This is a genomic window from Aeromicrobium sp. CFBP 8757 (genome assembly GCF_014841755.1).
GTDB lineage: Bacteria > Actinomycetota > Actinomycetes > Propionibacteriales > Nocardioidaceae > Aeromicrobium.
The window spans coordinates 895,310-913,918 of the sequence record NZ_JACYUM010000001.1 but is presented as its reverse complement, the minus strand read 5'-3'; the positions used below and the strand labels follow the sequence as shown (position 1 = coordinate 913,918).

Below are 18,609 nucleotides of genomic sequence, written 5' to 3'. Positions count from 1 at the left end.
AGTCGTTCGACCCCACGTGGGTGGCGGCGACGGCAGCACTGCTGCTCGTCGTCCTGCCGCCCGCGTGGTCCGTCACGCGCCATCTCGTGACGCTCGTCCACGAGGCGGGGCACGCGCTCGTCGCGGTGCTGACGGGACGACGGCTCAACGGCATCCGCCTGCACACCGACACGTCCGGCCTGACGGTCTCGAGCGGCAAGCCGCGCGGCCCCGGCATGATCGCCACGGCTGCGGCCGGCTACCTCGCACCGGCCGTGCTGGGCCTGCTGTCGATCGTGCTCGTCGAGGGCGGGCACACCCCCTGGGCGCTCTACGCCGGCCTGACGACGATGGCGCTGATGCTGGCCTTCATCCGCAACTGGTTCGGGCTGGTCGTCGTCGTGGTCGTGGGCGCCGCCGTCGCGCTGCTGATCTGGCGGGCACCCGCCGACGTCCAGGACCTCGCCGCCCTGACCTTCGCGTGGTTCCTGCTGATCGCGGCACCCCGCACGACGGTCGACCTGTGGTCGCACCGCCGCCGGGCGCGCACCCGGACGACCGACGCCGACGTGCTGGCGCGCCTGACGTTCCTGCCCGCCCCCGTCTGGAACATCGTGTTCGTCGTGCTGACCGGCGCCTCACTGGCCGGGGCGGTCCGGCTCGTCGGCGTGCCCTGATCGCCGCTCTGGTCTAATGGGGGCCAGATGTTCACCCTCGGCCACGAGCTGCCCGGCGCCCTCGGACGCACCGGCACGATCTCGACACCGCACGGACAGATCCGCACCCCGGCCTTCGTCCCGGTCGGCACGCGCGCGACGGTCAAGGCCGTCCTGCCCGAGCAGATGGCCGAGCTCGGCGCCCAGGCCCTGCTCGCCAACGCCTACCACCTGTACCTGCAGCCCGGTCCCGACATCGTCGACGAGGCCGGTGGGCTGGGCACGTTCATGAACTGGCCCGGGCCGACGTTCACCGACTCGGGCGGCTTCCAGGTGCTGTCGCTGGGCGCCGGCTTCCAGAAGACCCTGTCGATGGCGTCGACGGGCGTCGAGGCCGACGACGTCATCGCCGAGGGCAAGAACCGGCTCGCGCACGTCGACGACGACGGCGTCACGTTCACGTCGCACCTCGACGGCTCGAAGCACCGCTTCACCCCCGAGGTGTCGATGCAGATCCAGCACCAGCTCGGCGCCGACATACTGTTCGCCTTCGACGAGCTGACGACCCTGATGAACTCGTACGGCTACCAGGTCGAGTCGCTGGCGCGCACCCAGGCGTGGGCGCAGCGGTGCCTCGTCGAGCACCGCCGCCTGTCGGCCGAGCGCGCCGACAAGCCGGCCCAGGCGCTGTTCGGGGTCGTGCAGGGCGCCCAGCACGAGGACCTGCGGCGCCAGGCCGCCCGCGGGCTCGTCTCGCTCGAGGTCGACGGCGCGGGGTTCGACGGGTACGGCATCGGCGGCGCGATCGAGAAGGACAACCTCGGCACGATCGTGCGGTGGGTCGCCGAGGAGCTCGAGGTCGACAAGCCACGCCACCTGCTCGGCATCAGCGAGCCGGACGACCTGTTCACCGCGGTCGAGAACGGCTGCGACACGTTCGACTGCGTCTCGCCGTCGCGCGTGGCCCGCTCGTCGCGGGTGTACGCCATGACGGGTCGCTACAACCTGCTGGTGGCGGCGTCACGGCGCGACTTCGGCCCGATCGACGCCGACTGCGACTGCTACACGTGCGCGCACTACACCAAGGCGTACCTGCACCACCTGTTCAAGACCAAGGAGTACGTCGCCGCGACGCTCTGCACGATCCACAACGAGCGGTTCACGGTGCGCCTGGTCGACGACATGCGCGCCCACCTCGAGGCCGGCACGTTCGCGGACTTCAAGGCCGACTTCCTCGCGAGGTTCTACGCGAAGTAGGACGACTCGCGCCGCTTGAGCAGGCCGATGACGCCGACCGTGAGCGGGCTGACGACGACCTCGACGCCGACCTTGTAGACGAAGCCGATCACGGCGTAGTTCCAGAACTGGCCCATCGTCGTGATGCCGATGGCCGAGGCCGCGATGGCGCAGAAGATGAGCGTGTCGGCGGCCTCGCCGACACCGGTCGAGCCGATCAGTCGGGCCCACAGACCGCGCTCGGCCATGCGCTGCTTCATCTGCACGAGCACGAACGAGTTGAGCAGCTGTCCGACGACGTAGCCGCACAGGCTCGCCAGCACGATCTGCGGCACGAAGCCCAGCACCGCCTCGTAGGCGGCCTGGTTGGCGTAGAAGCCCGCGGCGGGCGCCTGCTCGACGACGTAGAACGTCACGGCCGCGAGGATCGCCATCGCGAAGCCCGTCAGGATCGCCCGCCGGGCCGCCCGGAACCCGTAGACCTCCGAGATCACGTCGCCGAGGATGTAGGCGAGCGGGAACAGGAACGCGCCGCCATCGGTGATGACCGGCGAGACCTGGATCGACCCGATCGACCAGTCCCACGAGCCGAACTCGATCCCCTTCGTGGCGACGATGTTCGACACGACCAGCACGACGCAGAACACCGCGAGGATCACGTCGAAGTAGGACGAGCCGCGCGACGCGTAGTGGATCTCGGCGTCGGGGCGCGGCGAGGTCGTCCGGGAGCTCATGGCCCACATCCTCTCACCGGCCGATCGGTGGGAGAATGAGGGCATGACGCAGCTCCCCGTCCACACCGACGTCCTGGTCGTCGGTGCCGGACCCGCCGGCTCGGCGGCCGCCGCCTGGACGTCCCGCCTCGGCCTCGACACCGTGCTGGCCGACGCCGCGACCTTCCCGCGCGACAAGACGTGCGGCGACGGGCTCACGCCGCGCGCCATCGCCGAGCTCGACCTGCTCGGCCTCGGCGACTGGGTGCGGAGCCACGGCACCAACCGCGGGCTCCGTGCGGCCGGCTTCGGCCAGGAGCTGCTGCTGCCGTGGCCCGGGGGTTCGCTGCCCGACCACGGTTCGGCCGTCCCCCGCACCGAGCTGGACGACCGCATCTTCCGCGTGGCCACCGAGGCCGGGGCGACCGCCTTCGAGGGTGCGCGCGCCGTCGACGCGGTCCGCGACCCGGCCGGACGCGTGACGGGCGTCGTGTTCCACGTCGGCAAGGACCGCACGCCGCACACCGTCACGTGCGAGCGGCTGATCGTCGCCGACGGCGTCCGGTCGCCCCTCGGCCGCGTGCTGGGCCGCGAGTGGCACCGCGAGACCGCCTACGGAGTGGCCGGACGGTCGTACGTGAAGTCCGGCCGCAGCGACGACCCGTGGATCTCGTCGCACCTCGAGCTGCGCGGCGAGGGCGGCGAGCTGCTGCCCGGCTACGGGTGGATCTTCCCGCTCGGCAACGGCGAGGTGAACCTCGGCGTCGGGGCGCTGGCCACCGCGAAGCGACCGGCCGAGATCCAGATCCGTCCGCTGATGGAGTACTACGCGACGCTGCGCCGCCAGGAGTGGGACCTCACGAGCGAGCTGCGCGCCCCCACGAGCGCGCTGCTGCCGATGGGCGGTGCCGTCTCGGGGGTCGCCGGGCCCAACTGGGTCGTCGTCGGCGACGCCGCCGGGTGCGTCAACCCCCTGAACGGCGAGGGCATCGACTACGGCATGGAGACCGGTCGCGAGGCCGCCGAGCTGATGCGCTCGCGCACCGACCTGGCCGAGGCGTGGCCCCAGCTGCTGACGAGCCGCTACGGCGAGGCGTTCTCGATCGCCCGGCGCCTGGCGGGGCTCATCACCGTCCCGCGCCTGCTGCCGACGGCCGGCCCCGTCGGCATGCGCTCGCACACGCTGATGACGTTCGCCCTGCGGGTCATGGGCAACCTCGTGACCGACGAGGACCGCGACCTGACGGCACGCCTCTGGCGCTGGGCCGGGCGGCAGTCGGTGCGGCTCGACGACCGTCCGCCCTTCTCGTCCTGAGACGACAAGGACGTCATCCCCCACGAGCGCCGAGGCGCTCGTGGGGGATGACGTCCGAGGTGGTGCCGATCAGGCAGCGGGCGGAGCCGCCGGCGGCGTCGTGCCGCCGTTGTTGTTGTTCTTGTTGGCCTGCGGCAGCTTCTCGCCCGACGCGCGGAACGAGAGCACCGTGAAGACCGTCAGCGCGATGCCGGCGAGGAAGAGCAGGTAGCCCGACCAGCCGGGACCCGACGAGACGCCCGGGAAGTTGGGCGCGTTGTCGAAGATCGCCCGCAGGATCACGAGCAGCGTGCCGACGCCGGCCAGCGCAGCCGCGACGAGGTTCCACGGGACGCCGGCGGGCAGGTTCTCGCGTGCGAACGCCTTCACCGCGACGACCGCGGTCGCGGCGATGATGAGCAGGACGCCGAGCGTCGCGTAGCTGGTCCAGGCGTTGGTGCCGTCTGAGACGCTGATCCCGCCCGGTCCGTCGTAGGACGCGGTGTAGTAGCTCGGGATGAAGGACAGGATCAAGGCGAGCCCACCAGAGATCAGGGCGCCCTGGTCGTACTTGCCAATTGACGTGAAGTCGGTGGCCATGGTGTTTTTCTCCCAACGATGAGTGTGAACGACTCGAACCTAGTGGTCGCGAGCGCTCCAGAACAATCGTTTCGCCCCGTGTTGGCGGGGCTTTCGCACCCCGCACGCTGTGGTATGCGACGGCCTGTACCCACGCTAGGCTCCCCGCATGACCGTGATCGCCCTCGTCCTGGCCGCCGCCGCCGGCCTCCTGCACGTCTTCATCTTCACGCTGGAGTCGCTGCGCTGGCGCGAGCCGAGCACGTGGCGGACGTTCGGCGTGGCCTCGCAGGCCGATGCCGACACCACGGCACCGCTGGCCTACAACCAGGGCTTCTACAACCTCTTCCTGGCGGTCGGCACGTTCGTCGGCATCGTCGTGGTCGCCGTCTCCGACACCCACGACTCCATCGGGTGGACGCTCATCGTGTTCGCGTGCGGCAGCATGCTCGCCGCAGCCCTGGTGCTGCTCTCGACGGGCCTGTCGAACCTGCGCGCCGCCTCGATCCAAGGAGTCCCCGCGCTGCTCGCGGTCGTGACCGCGCTGGTGGCCGCCACCGCGTGAGCGTCGGCGCGCCCGGTTAGGGTGAGGCACGTGCTCAGAATCGCCACCGTCAACGTCAACGGCATCCGTGCCGCCCACAACAAGACCCGCGGCCAGTCGTCCGGGCTCAGCGAGTGGCTGGCCGACCGCGGCGCCGACGTCGTCACGCTGCAGGAGGTGCGGGCCCCCGACGCGATCGTCCACGACATCCTCGATGGCTCCGGCTACCACGTCGTGCACGCCGAGGCCGCCGCCAAGGGACGCGCGGGGGTCGCGGTGCTGAGTCGCACCGCACCGACCGCCCACCGCATCGGCAACGGCGACGAGTTCTTCGACGACGCGGGCCGCTGGATCGAGTCCGACATCGCGCTGCCCGACGGCTCGACCCTGACCGCCGTGTCGGCCTACGTCCACTCCGGCGAGGCCGGCACCCCGCGCCAGGAGGAGAAGTACCGCTTCCTCGAGCAGATGGCGATGCGACTGGCCGAGATCCGGGCGAGCGGCCACCACGCGGTGGTCACGGGCGACCTCAACGTCGGCCACACCCACCTCGACATCAAGAACTGGAAGGGCAACCAGAAGAAGGCCGGCTTCCTGCCCGAGGAGCGCGCCTACTTCGACCGCTTCTTCGGCGAGCTCGGCTGGGTCGACGTCCACCGCGCCCTCGCCGGCGACGTGCCGGGCCCCTACACGTGGTGGTCGATGCGCGGCCAGGCCTTCGACACCGACACCGGCTGGCGCATCGACTACCAGATCGCGACGCCCGAGCTGGCCGCGACGGCCACGTCGGCCACGGTCGACCGGGCCGAGAGCTGGGCCGAGCGCTGGTCCGACCACGCGCCCCTCGTGGTCGACTACGACCTCTGACGATGACCGGCTCCCCCGGTCGTCTCGACCGTCGCCTCGGTCCGACCGGGGCGGTCGCGGTCGGCGCGAGCGCCATGATCGGCTCGGGGCTGTTCGTCGTGCTGGGTCCGGCGGTCGCGGCCGCCGGTGACGCGGTCCTGCTCGCCCTGGCGATCGCCGCACTCGTCGCCGGGTGCAACGCGCACTCCACGGCGCGGCTGGCGCGGCTGCACCCCGTGTCGGGCGGCACCTACGTCTACGGGCGCGAGCGGCTCGGGCCGGGCTGGGGGCACCTGGCCGGGTGGGCGTTCGTGACCGGCAAGATCTCGTCGTGCGCCGTCATGGCGCTCGCGGTCGGCACGTACGCCTGGCCCGAGCACCAGCGCCCCGTCGCGCTGGCGGTCGTCGTGCTCGTCACGCTCGTGAACCTGCGCGGCGTCGAGAAGTCCGCGGTGGCCGGCATCGCGATCGTCGGCCTGGTGCTCGCGGTCGTGCTGACGTCGGGCGTGCTGATGCTCGGCGCGCCCGGGGCCGTCGCGCGACCCGCCGAGGTCGGCACCGACGCGCGGGGCGTGCTGCAGGCGGCCGGGCTGCTGTTCTTCGCCTTCGCGGGCTACGCGCGGCTCGCGACCCTCGGCGAGGAGGTGCGCGACCCCGCCCGGACGATCCCGCGGGCCATCGCGGTCGCCGTCGTGCTGGTCGTGGCGGTCTACGCGGTCTGCGCCGTCGCCCTGCTGCACGTGCTGGGCACCGATCGCCTGGCGGCGTCCTCCCGTCCGTTCGTCACGGGTCTGCGGGCCGCGGGCCACGGCGACGCCGTGCCGGTCGTGGTCGGGGCGGCCGCACTGGCCGCGGCCGGCGCCCTGCTGTCGCTCGTGCTCGGCGTCTCGCGGACCGTGCTGGCGATGGCCCGCGACGGGCACCTGCCCCGGCGTCTCGCGGCGGTCGACCCGCGGCACCGGGTCCCCCGTGCCGCCGAGATCGCGGTCGCGGTCGTCGTCGCCACCACCGTGCTGCTCGGCGACCTGGCGACGAGCGTGGCGTTCTCGTCGTTCTGCGTGCTGGTCTACTACGCGATCGCCAACTGCGCCGCGCTCACGGTCCCCTCCTCGCCGGCGTCGCGCGCCGTCGCGGGCACCGGCCTGGCCGGGTGCGTCGTCCTGGCCGCGCTCCTGCCGTGGACGACGGCGGTGGTCGCCCTGGTCGTGCTCGCCACCGGAGCGGCGTCGTTCCGGGTGCGCACCGGCGCGTGGACGTGACGCACGAGACCCTGCCAGATGCATAAGGTCCTGATACAGTTGGTTGCATGTTGCAACCACACCTCGTCGAGCTGGCACCCGTGCTCCGCGAGTTCGCGCTCTCGCTGGTGCGCGACGCCCCGCAGGACTCGCTGAGTCGTACGGCCGCCGCGACGCTGTCCGTCCTCGAACGGGGCGGCCCCCAGCGCATCACGACGCTCGCGACGCACGAGTCGGTGTCGCAGCCGGCGATGACCGGCCTCGTCCAGCGGCTCGAGGCCGCCGGACTCGTCTCGCGCGGGGCTGATCCCGTCGACGGGCGTGCCGCGCTCATCACGATCACCCCGGCGGGCTCGCACGAGCTCGCCGCACGACGACAGGGCCACGAGGACGCGATCTCCGCGCGCCTCGGCCTGCTGTCGTCGTACGACCGCGCCCTGCTGGCCGCGGCCGCTCCCGCCCTCGTCCACCTCATGGAGTCACATGTCTGACACGACCGCCGGTCACACCGGCACCTCCCTGTTCAACCAGCCCAAGGCCGTCTACGCCGTGGCGTTCGCCTGCGTCATCTCGTTCATGGGCATCGGGCTCGTCGACCCGATCCTGCCGGCGCTCAAGACCCAGCTCGACGCGACCGAGAGCCAGGTGACGCTGCTGTTCACGAGCTACCTGGTCGTCACCGCCGTCGCGATGCTCGCGACCAACTGGGTCTCGAGTCGCCTCGGCGCCAAGCGCACGCTGCTCACGGGCCTGCTGATCATCGTGATCTTCGCAGCGCTCGCCGGGTCGACCGACACGATCTCGGGCATCGTCGCCTTCCGCGCCGGCTGGGGTCTGGGCAACGCACTGTTCATCGCGACGTCGCTGGCGGCGATCGTCTCGAGCGCGCGCGGCGGCTTCGCCGGCGCGATCATCCTGTACGAGGCGGCCCTGGGCCTCGGCATCGCGGCGGGTCCGCTCGTCGGCAGCGTGCTGGGCAACATCAGCTGGCGCGGACCGTTCTTCGGCGTGGCGGCCCTCATGGCGATCGCCCTGGTCGCGACGTTCTTCCTCCTGCCGGCCACCCCCAAGCCCGAGCACCGGACGGCGCTCAGCGCGCCGCTCAAGGCCCTGACCCACCGCGGGCTGCTGACCATGAGCATCACGGCCCTGCTCTACAACTGGGGCTTCTTCACGATGCTCGGCTACGCCCCCTTCCCGATGGACCTGTCGATCACGGCGCTGGGCTGGGTGTTCTTCTGCTGGGGCATCCTGGTCGCGTTCTTCTCGGTGCTCGGCGCGCCGTGGCTGCAGCGTCGCTTCGGCACCGCGGCGTCGCTGTACGGCTCGCTGCTGCTGTTCGCGGTCGACCTGGGCGTCATGGCCATCAGCCCGACCAACCAGACGCTCATGATCGGCGCGGTCATCGCGGCCGGCATCTTCATCGGCATCAACAACACCCTGATGACCCAGGCCGTCATGATCGTCTCGCCGGTCGAGCGTCCCGTCGCCTCCGCCGCCTACGGCTTCGTGCGCTTCATCGGCGGCGGACTGGCACCCTTCGCCGCGGGCAAGCTCGTCGAGCACCTCAACGTGCACGTGCCGTTCGCCCTGGCCTCGGGCACCGTGCTCGTCGCGATCGTGGTCCTCGCCAGCGGCCACCGCCTGCTGGCGGCCGCCGACGCCGGGCTCGATGAGGACGGGCACCACGCCGAGGACGTCGACGACGTGCGGGGCGAGGTCGCCGACGAGTTCGGCGGAGCCTCCGGCGCGATCGACGAGGTCGTCAACGCGCGGCACTGACACCCGGCACGACGAGAGGCGGCACGCACCCCCCGGTACGTGCCGCCTCTGACGGTGGGCCGGGCGTCCACCCGCTGATGGACGCCCGGCCGATCATGGGAGGGTCAGTTGAACCTGACCTTCATCGACGTGCCGTTCTCCTTCTGGACACGGATCTTGACACCGGCGGCCGGGAGCTTGACGCCGTGGTTCGGCAGCTCCTTGAACCAGTACTTCTTGGTGTCGTCGAACAGCGGCTTGGCGGCCTGGCCACGGATGTAGCTGGGCTTGCCGTCGGTGTGCAGGGTGAACGAGTCGGCCTTGTGCAGCGAGAAGGGCGCGTCGTACATCTGGACGCGGGCCCGCCAGGGGGCTCCCGTCGCGATGTTCGTGATCGGCGACGGGTTGGCGTCGATGATCAGGTTGCGTCCGGTTCCCGGGTGCACGTTGGTGTTGTTGTCCTGCTGGGAGGTGTCCCAGTAGGAGATCAGCAGACCGTGGCCGTAGGAGTAGTGCTCGGCGTAGTCCGGCTTGGTGTTCAGGAAGCCGAAGTTGTACGGACCCGTCTGCAGGTACTTGTCGTACGAGACGTACGACCGGTGCCCCGCGATGTAGTAGTTGTCGAACAGCTCCGTCGAGGTCGACCCGACGATCGAGAAGCCGTCGTACGTCCACGCGGGGCCACCGGCCTCGGCGCCGTCGGTCAGCAGCGTCTGGCCACCGGCCGTGACCGCGAGGTCGTCGACGAACAGTCCGGCCTCGGCCACGCCGCCGTCGGTCTTGTAGAGGAACCGCAGCTTGATCTTCTGGCCGTCGTACGCGCCGAGCGGCACGTTGAGATCGGCCCACGTGGCCTGCTCACCGTCGATCGCCGGGTTGCCCGAGGCGTCGTCGGCGATCGCGGTGCCGCCGATCGTCCCGTCGAGGGACGTCCACGACGATCCGCCGTCGGTCGAGGCCTGGACGTACGCGTAGTCGTAGCCCGCCTCGATCGCGTACCGGACCTTCGCCGTCAGCACCCCACCGGTCTTGCCGGTCAGGTCGACGTCGGTGGTCATGGTGTTGCTCAGGTCGTCGCCGGAGCCGGAGAAGAACTGCTTCGTGCCCGAGGCGGGAGCGCCGTTGTCCTTGCTGACCTCCTTCTTGGGCAGCACCACCACCGCGGCCTGCGCCTTCTTGGAGTTGTACTCCTGCGGGCCGAGCTCGAGCGTCTTCTTCTGCTTCGTCGCGATGGCCTCGTAGTCGAGCCAGCCGAGCTGCAGCTTGTTCCAGGCCCCGAGGTCGCCCGGACGGGTGCCGAGCGCCTCGCCCTTGGCGTTGAGCCGGCTCTGGGCCATCAGCGTCCAGTACTCGCTGCTGTTGTCGCCGCCACCGCTGGTGTCGTAGTCGTCGGGCAGGCCGAGGTCGTGGCCGTACTCGTGGACGAAGACCGACAGGCCACCGTTCTCGGGCTGGGCCGTGTAGTCGCCGACCCACACGCCGGTGTCGCCGACCTGGGTGCCGCCGAGCTTGTTCTGCGACGGACCGGTCAGACCGGCGTCGGTGCCGAAGGCGTACCAGCGGTGCGACCAGATCGCGTCCTCACCCTGCTGCGGGTCGCCGTCGGCCTCGTCGCCGCCGGCGTGGACGATCTGGAAGTGGTCGATGTAGCCGTCGGGCTCGTTGAAGTCGCCGTCGCCGTCGAAGTCGTAGCGGTCGTACTTGTCGTACGACGCGATCGTGGCCTTGATCTGGGCATCGGTCTGGCCGGCCTTCTTCTGGTCGGCGACCCAGGCGGTCAGCGAGTCCTGGATCAGGTTCCAGACGGTGCGGTACGACTCGTCACGGCCGTAGCGGGCCTCGTTGTAGGGCACCTTGACCCAGTCCTGCACCTGGCCGTCGACGGTGTAGCGGCCCGACGACTGCGTCTCGTAGTACGTCTTGACCGACTCCTTGCCCTTGCCGGTGCCGAAGTAGAGGTCCTGGTAGTGCTGGCGGTCGTAGTCCTTCTGCCAGATCGTCGAGTTGTCCTTGGTGCGATCGGGCTCGGGGATCTGGTTGCGCAGCGGACCGTTGAAGGTCGTGGGACCGGGCACCGACGGGTCGGTGTCCTGGTCGGGGAAGTCGGGGTGACGCTGGTCGCCGAACTCCGCCAGGATCACGAAGATCTTGTCGGCGCGCTCCTGCTCGAGCTCGACGTACTGGTCCTTCTGCTTCTTGTTCTGGATGGCCTTCTTCTGGGTCTTGGAGGCCCGCTTGTTGGCCAGCGCCGCCGCATCGGCCGGGCTGTAGCCCTTGCCGACCTTGACGACCGAGGCGCCGTTCTTCTGGACCGCGGTCGCGTCTCCGTTGAGCACCGACGTCAGGCCCGCCTCACGCAGGGCGCGACGCTTCTGCTCGAGCGGGTTCGGCAGCTCGTCCTTGCCGACCTTGGTCGGCTGGTCCGTGGCGTTGGTCGGTGGTGCGGGTGCCGCCGAGCTCGGAGAGGCGTATGCCAGACCGAGTGAGGCTGCGAGTGTGAGGCCGACGAGGCCTGGGATCACACGCTTCACTGTTCCCCCTAGTTGAACTTCGCTGGTGTCGGTGTCGACGCGTCGGGACGGTTGCCCCGGTCGGTGCCGGGCACACCCTCGTGGGGCGCGCCCGGCGCGATCACGCCAACTTAGGCAACTTTCAGGAAGAACGGCAGTCTTGACTTTGGCCCGGACGGACTATAGGCGTCTAGTTCTTTGTGACTAGACGCTGACGGCCGTCGATGACCTACGCTCGTCCCATGCCCCGTATCGCTCCCACGATCGCCCGTGTCACCGCCCTCGTCGCCCTCCTCTCGCTCGTCGCGATCGCACCGGCCTCGGCCGTCAGCGCCAAGACGTACGAGAAGCAGGTCGTGGCGGCCACCAACGCGTTCCGCACCCACGAGGACCTCAGGACCGTCAAGCTCCGCCGGTGCCTCGACCGGTTCGCCAACGGCCAGGCCCGCTGGATGGCCGACCACGACACCCTGAAGCACCGCAAGGGCCGCCTCGAGAAGATGATGCGCTCGTGCAAGCTCGGGGCGGCGTCCGAGAACATCGCGTGGAACTACTCCACGGGTCGCAAGGCGGTCGCCGCCTGGGCCGCGTCGCCCGGTCACGCGGCCAACATGCGGGCGCCGCGCATGCGGTGGATCGGCGTCGGGGTGGCGCGGTCCGACGACGGCGAGATCTACGTCGCGCAGGTGTTCGGCAGCCGTCGGTAGATCCCGCGTTCACCCAGAATTTTCATTCAGCGCGTTCGGCACCCCCCACAAACGCAGATCGGTGCCCTAGGCTTTGGCCAGTTGCACGACGTTGGGCCGTTTGAATGAATGAACACTTCTCTCGGGTACGAGTTTCTCGGGTGTCTAGTTCTTCTCGAAGGTTGGATGTACGTCGCGACAGCCGCTCGCGACGGTCGTGGGCGGCATCTCGCCAAGAGGAGTAGGACAATGGCAACAGGAACCGTCAAGTGGTTCAACGCTGACAAGGGCTTCGGATTCATCGCCCCTGACGACGGCAGCGAGGACGTGTTCGCGCACTTCTCCGCCATCCAGACGAGCGGCTACCGCTCGCTGAACGAGAACCAGAAGGTCGAGTTCGACGTCGAGCAGGGCCAGAAGGGCCTGCAGGCGGCGAACATCCGTCCCCTCTGACGCCACCGCCCGCCGGCCGTACCGGTGAGCACGACGAAGCCCCCGGAGCCCAGTGCTCCGGGGGCTTCCTCGTGTGCGCTCGAGGGAGAGCGCGGGCTCAGGGGCGTCCGGCCTCGTCCCAGGCGTGGCGGGCGAACTCGGCGCCGTGCGGGGCGCTCAGGTAGCTCACGTCGCCGACGGGGCGCGGGGCGACCGGCGCCAACCGGGTGGCCGGGAAGCGACGCGAGGTCTCGGCGAGCTGACGCGAGTCGACGTCGAAGGCGGTCTCTTCCATGGCGGTCTCCCGGTGTCGCGGACGATGGTCGGCGACGAGGCACCGACGCCTTTCATGAGGTTATCCTCATGTTTGCGTCGCGGGAAAGCCTTACCCGCGGGTAGTCTTCGCGACCTCCTCAGACCGTGACGCGCAGGATGCGGTCGTCGCCGGACGACGGATCGCCGCGGCCGTCGGTGTTGCTGGTCGTGACCCACAGCGCACCGTCGGGCGCCAGCGCGACGCTGCGGATGCGGCCGTGCTCGCCCGCGAGGTGCGCGACCGGCTCGCCCGCGGTCTCGCCGTCCAGCGGGACCGCGAAGAGGCACTCGCCCTGCAGGGCGCCGATGAACGCGGTCGACCCCGTGATCGCGATGCCGGCCGGCGAGGCGTCGTCGGGGGCCCACGTGACGAGGGGGTCGACCAGGTCGCCGCCTCCCCCGGTGCCCTCGACACCCGGCCAACCGTAGTTGCCGCCCCGCCGGATCAGGTTCAGCTCGTCGGCGGACTTGTCGCCGAACTCGGCCGCCCACAGACGGCCGTCGGCGTCGAGCGCGAGGCCCTCGATGTTGCGGTGGCCGTACGACCACGTCCGGTTGTCGAAGGGGTTGTCGGGATGGGCCGCGCCGTCGGTGTCGATGCGCAGGACCTTGCCCGCCAGCGAGTCGCGGTCCTGCGCGAGACGCCCGTCGCCGGCGTCGCCGGTCGAGACGAACAGCGATCCGGACGCGTCGAACAGCAGGCGTCCGCCGTGGTGCCGTGACCCGACCGGGATGCCCGTCAGGATCTCGTCGGGCGAGCCGAGCCGATCCCCCCGCAGGCTCATGCGGACGACGCGGTCGTCCGTGCTGGTCGTGACGTACGCGAACACCGTCCCGTCGTCGCCGGGCGCGACGGCCAGCCCGAGCAGGCCTCCCTCGCCGCCGGGTCGACCCACCGATCCCGGCACCGCGCCCAGCTCGGTGACGGCGCCGTCGGTCGCGATGCGCACGATCGTGCCCTCGTCACGCTGCGAGACCAGGGCGTCCCCGGTGGAGAGGAAGGCGATGCCCCACGGCACGTTGAGGCCTGTCGCGACGGTGCCGGCGACGGTCGGCGTGCCGGCCGTCGGCGGGGCGCTGGGCACCGGGGACGGCGAGGGCGTCGTCGGCGACGAGGCCGTGCCCGCAGCCGTCGGCCCGGGTGCCGGACCATCCCCGCCACCCCGGCTGCAGCCGACCAGCGCCGCGGCGCCGATCACGGCCAGGCTCGACAGGAAGGTGCGACGTTCGACGACTCGACGGTCCATGGACCGATCATGCCCGCGGCGGCCAACCCTCGCCGTCCGAGGAGGACGGCCTGAGGCGTCGCCCGCCTCGTGCCGGGCGACGCCGTCAGGCCTCCGTGGCACCCTCGCGCTCGGCGGACCGACCGGGACTCCCTCCCTCGCAGGGGGTGCGTCATCCAGTCTGGACCGCAACCGGGAGTTACGTCGGCGATCGTCCGAACAGGTGCGGACGTACCAGTTCAGGCCAGCTCGCCGCGCATCTGCTGCAGGCGTGCGCGGTACTCGGTCGAGGCGAGGTGGTCGACGTTCAGCGGTGGGTCGAGCTCGTCGATCACGACGCGCGCCAGCTCGCGCAGCCCGTTGCCGTCGTCGACGCCCCACGTCGTGATCGAGAGGTGCTCGAGCATCCACTCGGTCAGCTGCGGGTCCTCGATCGACGTCATGCCGAGGTGGTCGCCCAGCACCGTCGCGAGCGTCATGCGGAACGTCGAGGCACGGGTGCGACCGTTGAGCTGCACCCGGTCGAGGTGGTCGCGCAGGTTGAGCACGGGATCGACGAGCGCGTGCCACGTGGACCCGCCGACCTCGCCGACGAACACCAGCCCGGGCCGGACCGGCAGACGCAGGCACCGGTTCAGGACGCGGGCGCCGATCGGGTCGACGAGCCAGCCGTAGAGGCCCGGCACCTGCGGCAGCGTGCCCAGCTCGGCCGCGGGCACCGCGTTGCGCGGGTCGCCCAGGTGCTGCGTGATGATGGCTCGGCGTCCGATCCCCGACACCGTCGCCAGCACCCGGTCGTCCTGCTCGACCACGACGTCGTCGACGACGGCCTCGACGTCGACGTCCTCGAGATCCTCGTCCGGCGTCTGCGCCTCGGCGGCCGGCTCCGCGTCGATCTCGTCGTCGACCACGACCTCCCCGGCGGCGGCGGGCGAGCCCGATGACACCGCCGCGCCGGCGTCCTGCAGACCGGCGAACAGCGGACCGACGAAGGCATCGGGGGCATCGACCCGCACGATCAGTCCGTCGAGCGACCCGACGAGCGACTGCAGTCGCGCCACGACCCACGACGCCCAGACGACCCGGTAGGCCGGGTCCATGTCGGCCATCGTGCGCGAGTCGGGCGACATCCACTCGTTGGGCGCGAGGAGACCGTGCTCGGCGGACAGCACGAACCACTCCGAGCCGCTCAGCTCGGCGTCGAGGCGGCTGAGCTGGAAGGACACCTCGCGGTAGACCTCCTTGGCGGGGGCCGGCACGTTGACCCGGTCGCCGATGCTGCCCAGCAGGATGACGTCGGGTGTCGGCGGCTCGTCGTCGAAGGTGCTCGCGGCCGGGCCGGCCGGGGTCGACGGCGCGTCGTCGACCTCCGCCTCGGGGGCCGGTGCGTCAGGGACGGGGGCGTCGGGGACCGGGTGGTGTCCGGTGCCGGACATCTTGATGCGGCTCGGCGACGGGTACGCGGCGTCGGGGTCCTCGCCGCGCTCGGGCAGCGGGATCGGCGAGTACTCGCCACGGGCGACGCGGCGGAAGATCGGCGAGCGCGCGGCGAACTGCACGTGCTTGGCACGGCCCCCCTCGGTCATGCCGATCAGGTGGGCGCGGATCGTCGCCTCGTTGACGTCGGGATAGCTCTCGGCGAACCAGCCGCGCACGTCGTCGTAGCGGAAGACGTCGGGCATGGCGTCGGCACACTCGTGCATGATCTGCCACACCGGCCTGTCGTACTTCACGACCCGCTCCGTCCCCGCGTCGAGACGTCCCGACCGTCTGAGTTCATTCCCACAGACGTGGAGAGCCCGCATCCCGGCGCCCATGACGGAGATCCGCGGACTTTCTCCACCGGGAATGTCCACGCCCCGGCGACCGTTGACACCCCGGTACAGATCTTCGGACGAGAGGCAATCATGAGCACCGTCACCCTGACCCAGGAATCCATCGACGACGTCATCGGAGCCGAGGGCATCACGCTCGTCGACTGGTGGGCGTCGTGGTGCGGCCCGTGCCGGCAGTTCGCCCCGGTCTTCGAGGCCGCGAGCGAGAAGCACCAGGACGTCGTCTTCGGCAAGATCGACACCGAGGACCAGCAGCAGCTCGCCGCCGCCGCCCAGATCTCCTCGATCCCGACCCTGATGGCGTTCCGCGACGGCGTGCTGGTGTTCTCGCAGCCGGGCGCGCTGCCCGCCGCGGGCCTCGAGCAGGTCATCCAGGCCGTGCGCGACCTCGACATGGACGACGTCAAGCGACAGGTCGCCGAGCAGGAGGCCGCCGAGGCGGCCGGAGCCCTCCAGCCCGAGTGACGCCCTAGGCCCACCCGTTGACCGACACCAGGTCGGTCAGCGGGCGGGCCACGACCCACCCGGTCTCCTCGAGCATCGGGCGGTCGTAGAACTCCTCGACCGGGCCGAGGCACAGCACCGCGACGGGCTCGCTGCCCGCGGGCATGCCCAGCAGCCGTCGCAGGTCGTCCGGCTCGAACAGCGACACCCAGCCCATGCCGAGCCCCTCGGCCCGGGCGGCGAGCCACAGGTTCTGGATCGCGCAGGCTGCCGAGGCGAGGTCCATCTGCGGCATGGTGCGTCGTCCGAACACGTGCCGTTCGCGGTCGTCGCCCAGCGCGACGACCAGCAGCTCGGCGCACTCGAGCACGCCCTCGACCTTCAGCCGCATGAACTCGTCCGACCGCTCCCCCAGCGCCTCGGCGGTGCGCTCGCGCTCGACCTCGACGAGGCCGTGGATCGCGACCCGCAGCCCGGGGTCGGTGACGCGGATGAACCGCCACGGCTGCATCAGCCCGACGCTGGGAGCGTGGTGCGCCGCGGTCAGCAGGCGCACCAGGACGTCGTCGTCGACGACACCGCCGATGAAGTGCCGCATGTCGCGGCGCTGGGCGATGACGCGGTGGACCGCGGCGCGGTCGGGGTCCGAGTAGGCGTGGTCGTGCACGACACCAGCCTCACACGAGCGGGTCGGCGCCCGGACGCTCAGGTGGCCTCGGCGTACTCCGTGGCCGTCCGGGCGACCTTGCGGGCGTACTCGCCGCTGTTGTTGTAGGTCAGCACGGCGCGCGACCAGCCCGCCGAGCTGCTGAGGTCGGTGCCGGCCCGGCACAGGTAGCGGGCCGCGGCGAGCGCGGCGTCGTCGATGTCGTGCGGGTCGACGCGGCCGTCGCCGTCGCCGTCGGCCCCCCAGGTGCTCCACGTGGTCGGGATGAACTGCATCGGCCCGACGGCCCGGTCCCACCGGGTGTCGCCGTCGAGGCGTCCGCCGTCGGTGTCGCGGATCGCCCGGTTGCCTCCGCTGCCGTCGAGCGGCACGCCGATGATGAGCGGACGGGCGACGCCCTCGGCGTCGAGGCGCGCACCCCCGAACGCGCCGTGGCTGCTCTCGGACGAGCCGATGCCCGCCAGGGTGTTCCACGCGATGCGACACGTGGTGTCGTCGCGCTCGACGGTCTGCGCCGCAGCGACGTAGGCGGTCAGGGCCCGCCGCGGGATGCCGGTCGACCGCGACACCTGGCGCAGCTGCTCGGGCGTCGGGGTCGCGGCGACGGGCGGCACCTCGGCGGCAGGGGGCCCGGCGCTGCGCGAGCCCGTGCCCGTCGTGACCAGCCCCGCGACGATCACCAGGACGATGATCGCGGCGGGCACGGCGACGGCCAGGACGACCGAGGTGAAGGAACGAGTCACGTCGCCATTGTCTCGACCCCGACCAACCCGGCCGTCGCCCCTCGAGCGGCCCTCGTCAGACCGAGACGAACGACCGCATGCCGATCGAGCCCATGTCGATCGAGTCGTTGAAGAAGCGGATGTCCTCGCCGTCCTCGAGCAGGCTCAGCGCCGCGACCATCGGACGGTAGTGGTCGTCGGTCGGCACGGCGATGCGCGCCTCGGCCCACGTGCCGTACGGGTCGAGCAACTTGCCGATCTGCCGCTCGCGCAGGGCCATGGCGGTGTCGGCGTCGAACTGCTCGGCCCAGTCCCACGCGGCGCCGCCGTCCCACCGGGCCCGGCCCAGCGCGTGGACGATGTTGCCGCTGCCGATGAACAGCACGCCGCGGCGGCGCATCGCCCGCAGACGTCCGTAGAGCTCGTACAGCTGCGGCAGGGGCATCGAGTAGTCGATGCTGATCTGCAGCACCGGCACCTCGGGCGCGGGTGCGATGAACTTCAGGACGCTCCAGGTGCCGTGGTCGAGGCCCCACTGCTGGTCGAGCGCGGCCTCGTACTCGACGAGCTGACGGGCCAGCAGCCGCGCGACGTCGGTGTCACCGACCGTGTCGTACCGGACGCGCGAGAGCTCGTCGGGGAAGCCGCCGAAGTCGTAGATGATCGGGTTGCGCGGGGCGTCGGTGATGTGCGTCGCCCCGGGCGTCAGCCAGTGCGCACTGACCACGACGATCGCCTGGGCCGGCGGCAGCTCGGTGCCCAGGTGCGTCCACGTGCGCGTGTACGCGTTGTCGGAGATCGCGTGCATCGGGTTGCCGTGGCCCACGAACATGACCGGCATGAGCGCGCTGGGCGCCAGGCGGTTGTCGAGGTCGGAGATCGAGTAGGTGGCCATGACGCATCCCTTGACTAGTTGATGGTTCAAT

The 18,609-nt window shown here is 71.0% G+C and carries 18 protein-coding genes and 2 pseudogenes; 11 read left to right on the top strand and 9 right to left on the bottom strand.

Annotated features, from left to right (window positions below; genetic code table 11):
- The first annotated feature begins 20 nt into the window (after positions 1-20).
- Together IFT73_RS04440 and tgt are read left to right on the top strand one after the other, a co-directional pair.
- A complete protein-coding gene (locus tag IFT73_RS04440) occupies positions 21-656 on the top strand; it encodes a M50 family metallopeptidase (RefSeq protein ID WP_371811151.1) in 636 nt (211 codons plus the stop codon).
- Positions 657-683: 27 nt separating this feature from the next.
- Positions 684-1,912: pseudogene (tgt, locus tag IFT73_RS04435) on the top strand (tRNA guanosine(34) transglycosylase Tgt); the annotation flags it as partial.
- Between the two features lie 27 nt (positions 1,913-1,939).
- Here the strand turns inward: tgt and IFT73_RS04430 are convergent.
- Positions 1,940-2,605 (bottom strand): annotated as a pseudogene (locus IFT73_RS04430) (queuosine precursor transporter); the annotation flags it as partial.
- 43 nt (positions 2,606-2,648) lie between these two features.
- On the opposite strand from IFT73_RS04430, the gene IFT73_RS04425 reads away from it, so the two are divergent.
- Positions 2,649-3,899, top strand: coding sequence for a geranylgeranyl reductase family protein (locus IFT73_RS04425; RefSeq protein WP_192166549.1), 1,251 nt, complete (start codon positions 2,649-2,651; stop codon positions 3,897-3,899).
- A 69-nt stretch (positions 3,900-3,968) separates the two neighbouring features.
- Here the strand turns inward: IFT73_RS04425 and IFT73_RS04420 are convergent, their stop codons facing one another.
- Positions 3,969-4,478, bottom strand: a complete 510-nt coding sequence (locus IFT73_RS04420; RefSeq protein WP_192166548.1) for a hypothetical protein — start codon at positions 4,476-4,478, stop codon at positions 3,969-3,971.
- Positions 4,479-4,626: 148 nt separating this feature from the next.
- On the opposite strand from IFT73_RS04420, the gene IFT73_RS04415 reads away from it, so the two are divergent.
- The 5 genes from IFT73_RS04415 to IFT73_RS04395 are packed head-to-tail and all read left to right on the top strand — an operon-like array spanning position 4,627 to position 8,867.
- A complete protein-coding gene (locus IFT73_RS04415; RefSeq protein WP_192166547.1) occupies positions 4,627-5,022 on the top strand; it encodes a DUF1304 domain-containing protein in 396 nt (131 codons plus the stop codon).
- 30 nt (positions 5,023-5,052) lie between these two features.
- On the top strand, positions 5,053-5,868 hold the full coding sequence (locus IFT73_RS04410) for an exodeoxyribonuclease III (RefSeq protein ID WP_371811150.1): 816 nt from the start codon (positions 5,053-5,055) through the stop codon (positions 5,866-5,868).
- Between the two features lie 2 nt (positions 5,869-5,870).
- Positions 5,871-7,106 carry an APC family permease gene (locus IFT73_RS04405; RefSeq protein ID WP_192166545.1) on the top strand — a complete coding sequence of 412 codons (1,236 nt, stop codon included), beginning with the start codon at positions 5,871-5,873 and terminating at the stop codon, positions 7,104-7,106.
- A 47-nt stretch (positions 7,107-7,153) separates the two neighbouring features.
- Complete coding sequence (locus IFT73_RS04400) at positions 7,154-7,576, top strand: MarR family winged helix-turn-helix transcriptional regulator (RefSeq protein WP_192166544.1); 423 nt, start codon at positions 7,154-7,156, stop codon at positions 7,574-7,576.
- Positions 7,569-8,867: an MFS transporter gene (locus IFT73_RS04395; RefSeq protein WP_192166543.1), complete on the top strand. Its 1,299-nt coding sequence runs from the start codon at positions 7,569-7,571 to the stop codon at positions 8,865-8,867. Before IFT73_RS04400 ends, IFT73_RS04395 begins: the two co-directional genes overlap by 8 nt.
- A gap of 104 nt (positions 8,868-8,971) precedes the next feature.
- On the opposite strand, the gene IFT73_RS04390 is transcribed toward IFT73_RS04395, so the two are convergent.
- Entirely contained in the window at positions 8,972-11,377 is a 2,406-nt protein-coding gene (locus IFT73_RS04390; RefSeq protein ID WP_192166542.1) for an immune inhibitor A domain-containing protein, read from the bottom strand.
- A gap of 221 nt (positions 11,378-11,598) precedes the next feature.
- Between IFT73_RS04390 and IFT73_RS04385 the strand changes: the two genes are divergently transcribed.
- Positions 11,599-12,063, top strand: a complete 465-nt coding sequence (locus IFT73_RS04385; protein WP_192166541.1) for a CAP domain-containing protein — start codon at positions 11,599-11,601, stop codon at positions 12,061-12,063.
- 228 nt (positions 12,064-12,291) lie between these two features.
- Positions 12,292-12,495 carry a cold-shock protein gene (locus IFT73_RS04380; RefSeq protein ID WP_056607991.1) on the top strand — a complete coding sequence of 68 codons (204 nt, stop codon included), beginning with the start codon at positions 12,292-12,294 and terminating at the stop codon, positions 12,493-12,495.
- Positions 12,496-12,592: 97 nt separating this feature from the next.
- Here the strand turns inward: IFT73_RS04380 and IFT73_RS04375 are convergent, their stop codons facing one another.
- The 3 genes from IFT73_RS04375 to IFT73_RS04365 all read right to left on the bottom strand — a co-directional run bounded on the left by IFT73_RS04375 (position 12,593) and on the right by IFT73_RS04365 (position 15,748).
- Positions 12,593-12,769: a hypothetical protein gene (locus IFT73_RS04375; RefSeq protein WP_192166540.1), complete on the bottom strand. Its 177-nt coding sequence runs from the start codon at positions 12,767-12,769 to the stop codon at positions 12,593-12,595.
- A gap of 118 nt (positions 12,770-12,887) precedes the next feature.
- Positions 12,888-14,036, bottom strand: a complete 1,149-nt coding sequence (locus IFT73_RS04370) for a sorbosone dehydrogenase family protein (protein ID WP_192166539.1) — start codon at positions 14,034-14,036, stop codon at positions 12,888-12,890.
- A 218-nt stretch (positions 14,037-14,254) separates the two neighbouring features.
- Positions 14,255-15,748: a DUF6884 domain-containing protein gene (locus IFT73_RS04365; RefSeq protein ID WP_192166538.1), complete on the bottom strand. Its 1,494-nt coding sequence runs from the start codon at positions 15,746-15,748 to the stop codon at positions 14,255-14,257.
- Positions 15,749-15,922: 174 nt separating this feature from the next.
- Between IFT73_RS04365 and trxA the strand changes: the two genes are divergently transcribed.
- Entirely contained in the window at positions 15,923-16,315 is a 393-nt protein-coding gene (gene trxA / locus IFT73_RS04360) for a thioredoxin (RefSeq protein WP_192166537.1), read from the top strand.
- Between the two features lie 4 nt (positions 16,316-16,319).
- On the opposite strand, the gene bluB is transcribed toward trxA, so the two are convergent.
- From bluB to IFT73_RS04345, 3 genes are read right to left on the bottom strand one after another with little or no spacing between them, the layout of a single operon-like run.
- Positions 16,320-16,961, bottom strand: a complete 642-nt coding sequence (gene bluB, locus IFT73_RS04355; protein ID WP_192166536.1) for a 5,6-dimethylbenzimidazole synthase — start codon at positions 16,959-16,961, stop codon at positions 16,320-16,322.
- A 38-nt stretch (positions 16,962-16,999) separates the two neighbouring features.
- A complete protein-coding gene (locus tag IFT73_RS04350; RefSeq protein ID WP_192166535.1) occupies positions 17,000-17,704 on the bottom strand; it encodes a lytic murein transglycosylase in 705 nt (234 codons plus the stop codon).
- A gap of 55 nt (positions 17,705-17,759) precedes the next feature.
- Positions 17,760-18,578, bottom strand: a complete 819-nt coding sequence (locus IFT73_RS04345) for a dioxygenase (protein WP_192166534.1) — start codon at positions 18,576-18,578, stop codon at positions 17,760-17,762.
- Between the last annotated feature and the right edge of the window lie 31 nt (positions 18,579-18,609).

Bases quoted from the DNA above. Each gene is read 5' to 3' on its own strand.
- IFT73_RS04370 (WP_192166539.1), bottom strand. From the start codon at position 14,036: ATGGACCGTCGAGTCGTCGAACGTCGCACCTTCCTGTCGAGCCTGGCC.
- IFT73_RS04395 (WP_192166543.1), top strand. From the start codon at position 7,569: ATGTCTGACACGACCGCCGGTCACACCGGCACCTCCCTGTTCAACCAG.
- IFT73_RS04380 (WP_056607991.1), top strand. From the start codon at position 12,292: ATGGCAACAGGAACCGTCAAGTGGTTCAACGCTGACAAGGGCTTCGGA.
- IFT73_RS04375 (WP_192166540.1), bottom strand. From the start codon at position 12,769: ATGGAAGAGACCGCCTTCGACGTCGACTCGCGTCAGCTCGCCGAGACC.
- IFT73_RS04415 (WP_192166547.1), top strand. From the start codon at position 4,627: ATGACCGTGATCGCCCTCGTCCTGGCCGCCGCCGCCGGCCTCCTGCAC.
- IFT73_RS04385 (WP_192166541.1), top strand. From the start codon at position 11,599: ATGCCCCGTATCGCTCCCACGATCGCCCGTGTCACCGCCCTCGTCGCC.
- IFT73_RS04420 (WP_192166548.1), bottom strand. From the start codon at position 4,478: ATGGCCACCGACTTCACGTCAATTGGCAAGTACGACCAGGGCGCCCTG.
- IFT73_RS04405 (WP_192166545.1), top strand. From the start codon at position 5,871: ATGACCGGCTCCCCCGGTCGTCTCGACCGTCGCCTCGGTCCGACCGGG.
- IFT73_RS04345 (WP_192166534.1), bottom strand. From the start codon at position 18,578: ATGGCCACCTACTCGATCTCCGACCTCGACAACCGCCTGGCGCCCAGC.
- IFT73_RS04400 (WP_192166544.1), top strand. From the start codon at position 7,154: ATGTTGCAACCACACCTCGTCGAGCTGGCACCCGTGCTCCGCGAGTTC.
- trxA (WP_192166537.1), top strand. From the start codon at position 15,923: ATGAGCACCGTCACCCTGACCCAGGAATCCATCGACGACGTCATCGGA.
- IFT73_RS04425 (WP_192166549.1), top strand. From the start codon at position 2,649: ATGACGCAGCTCCCCGTCCACACCGACGTCCTGGTCGTCGGTGCCGGA.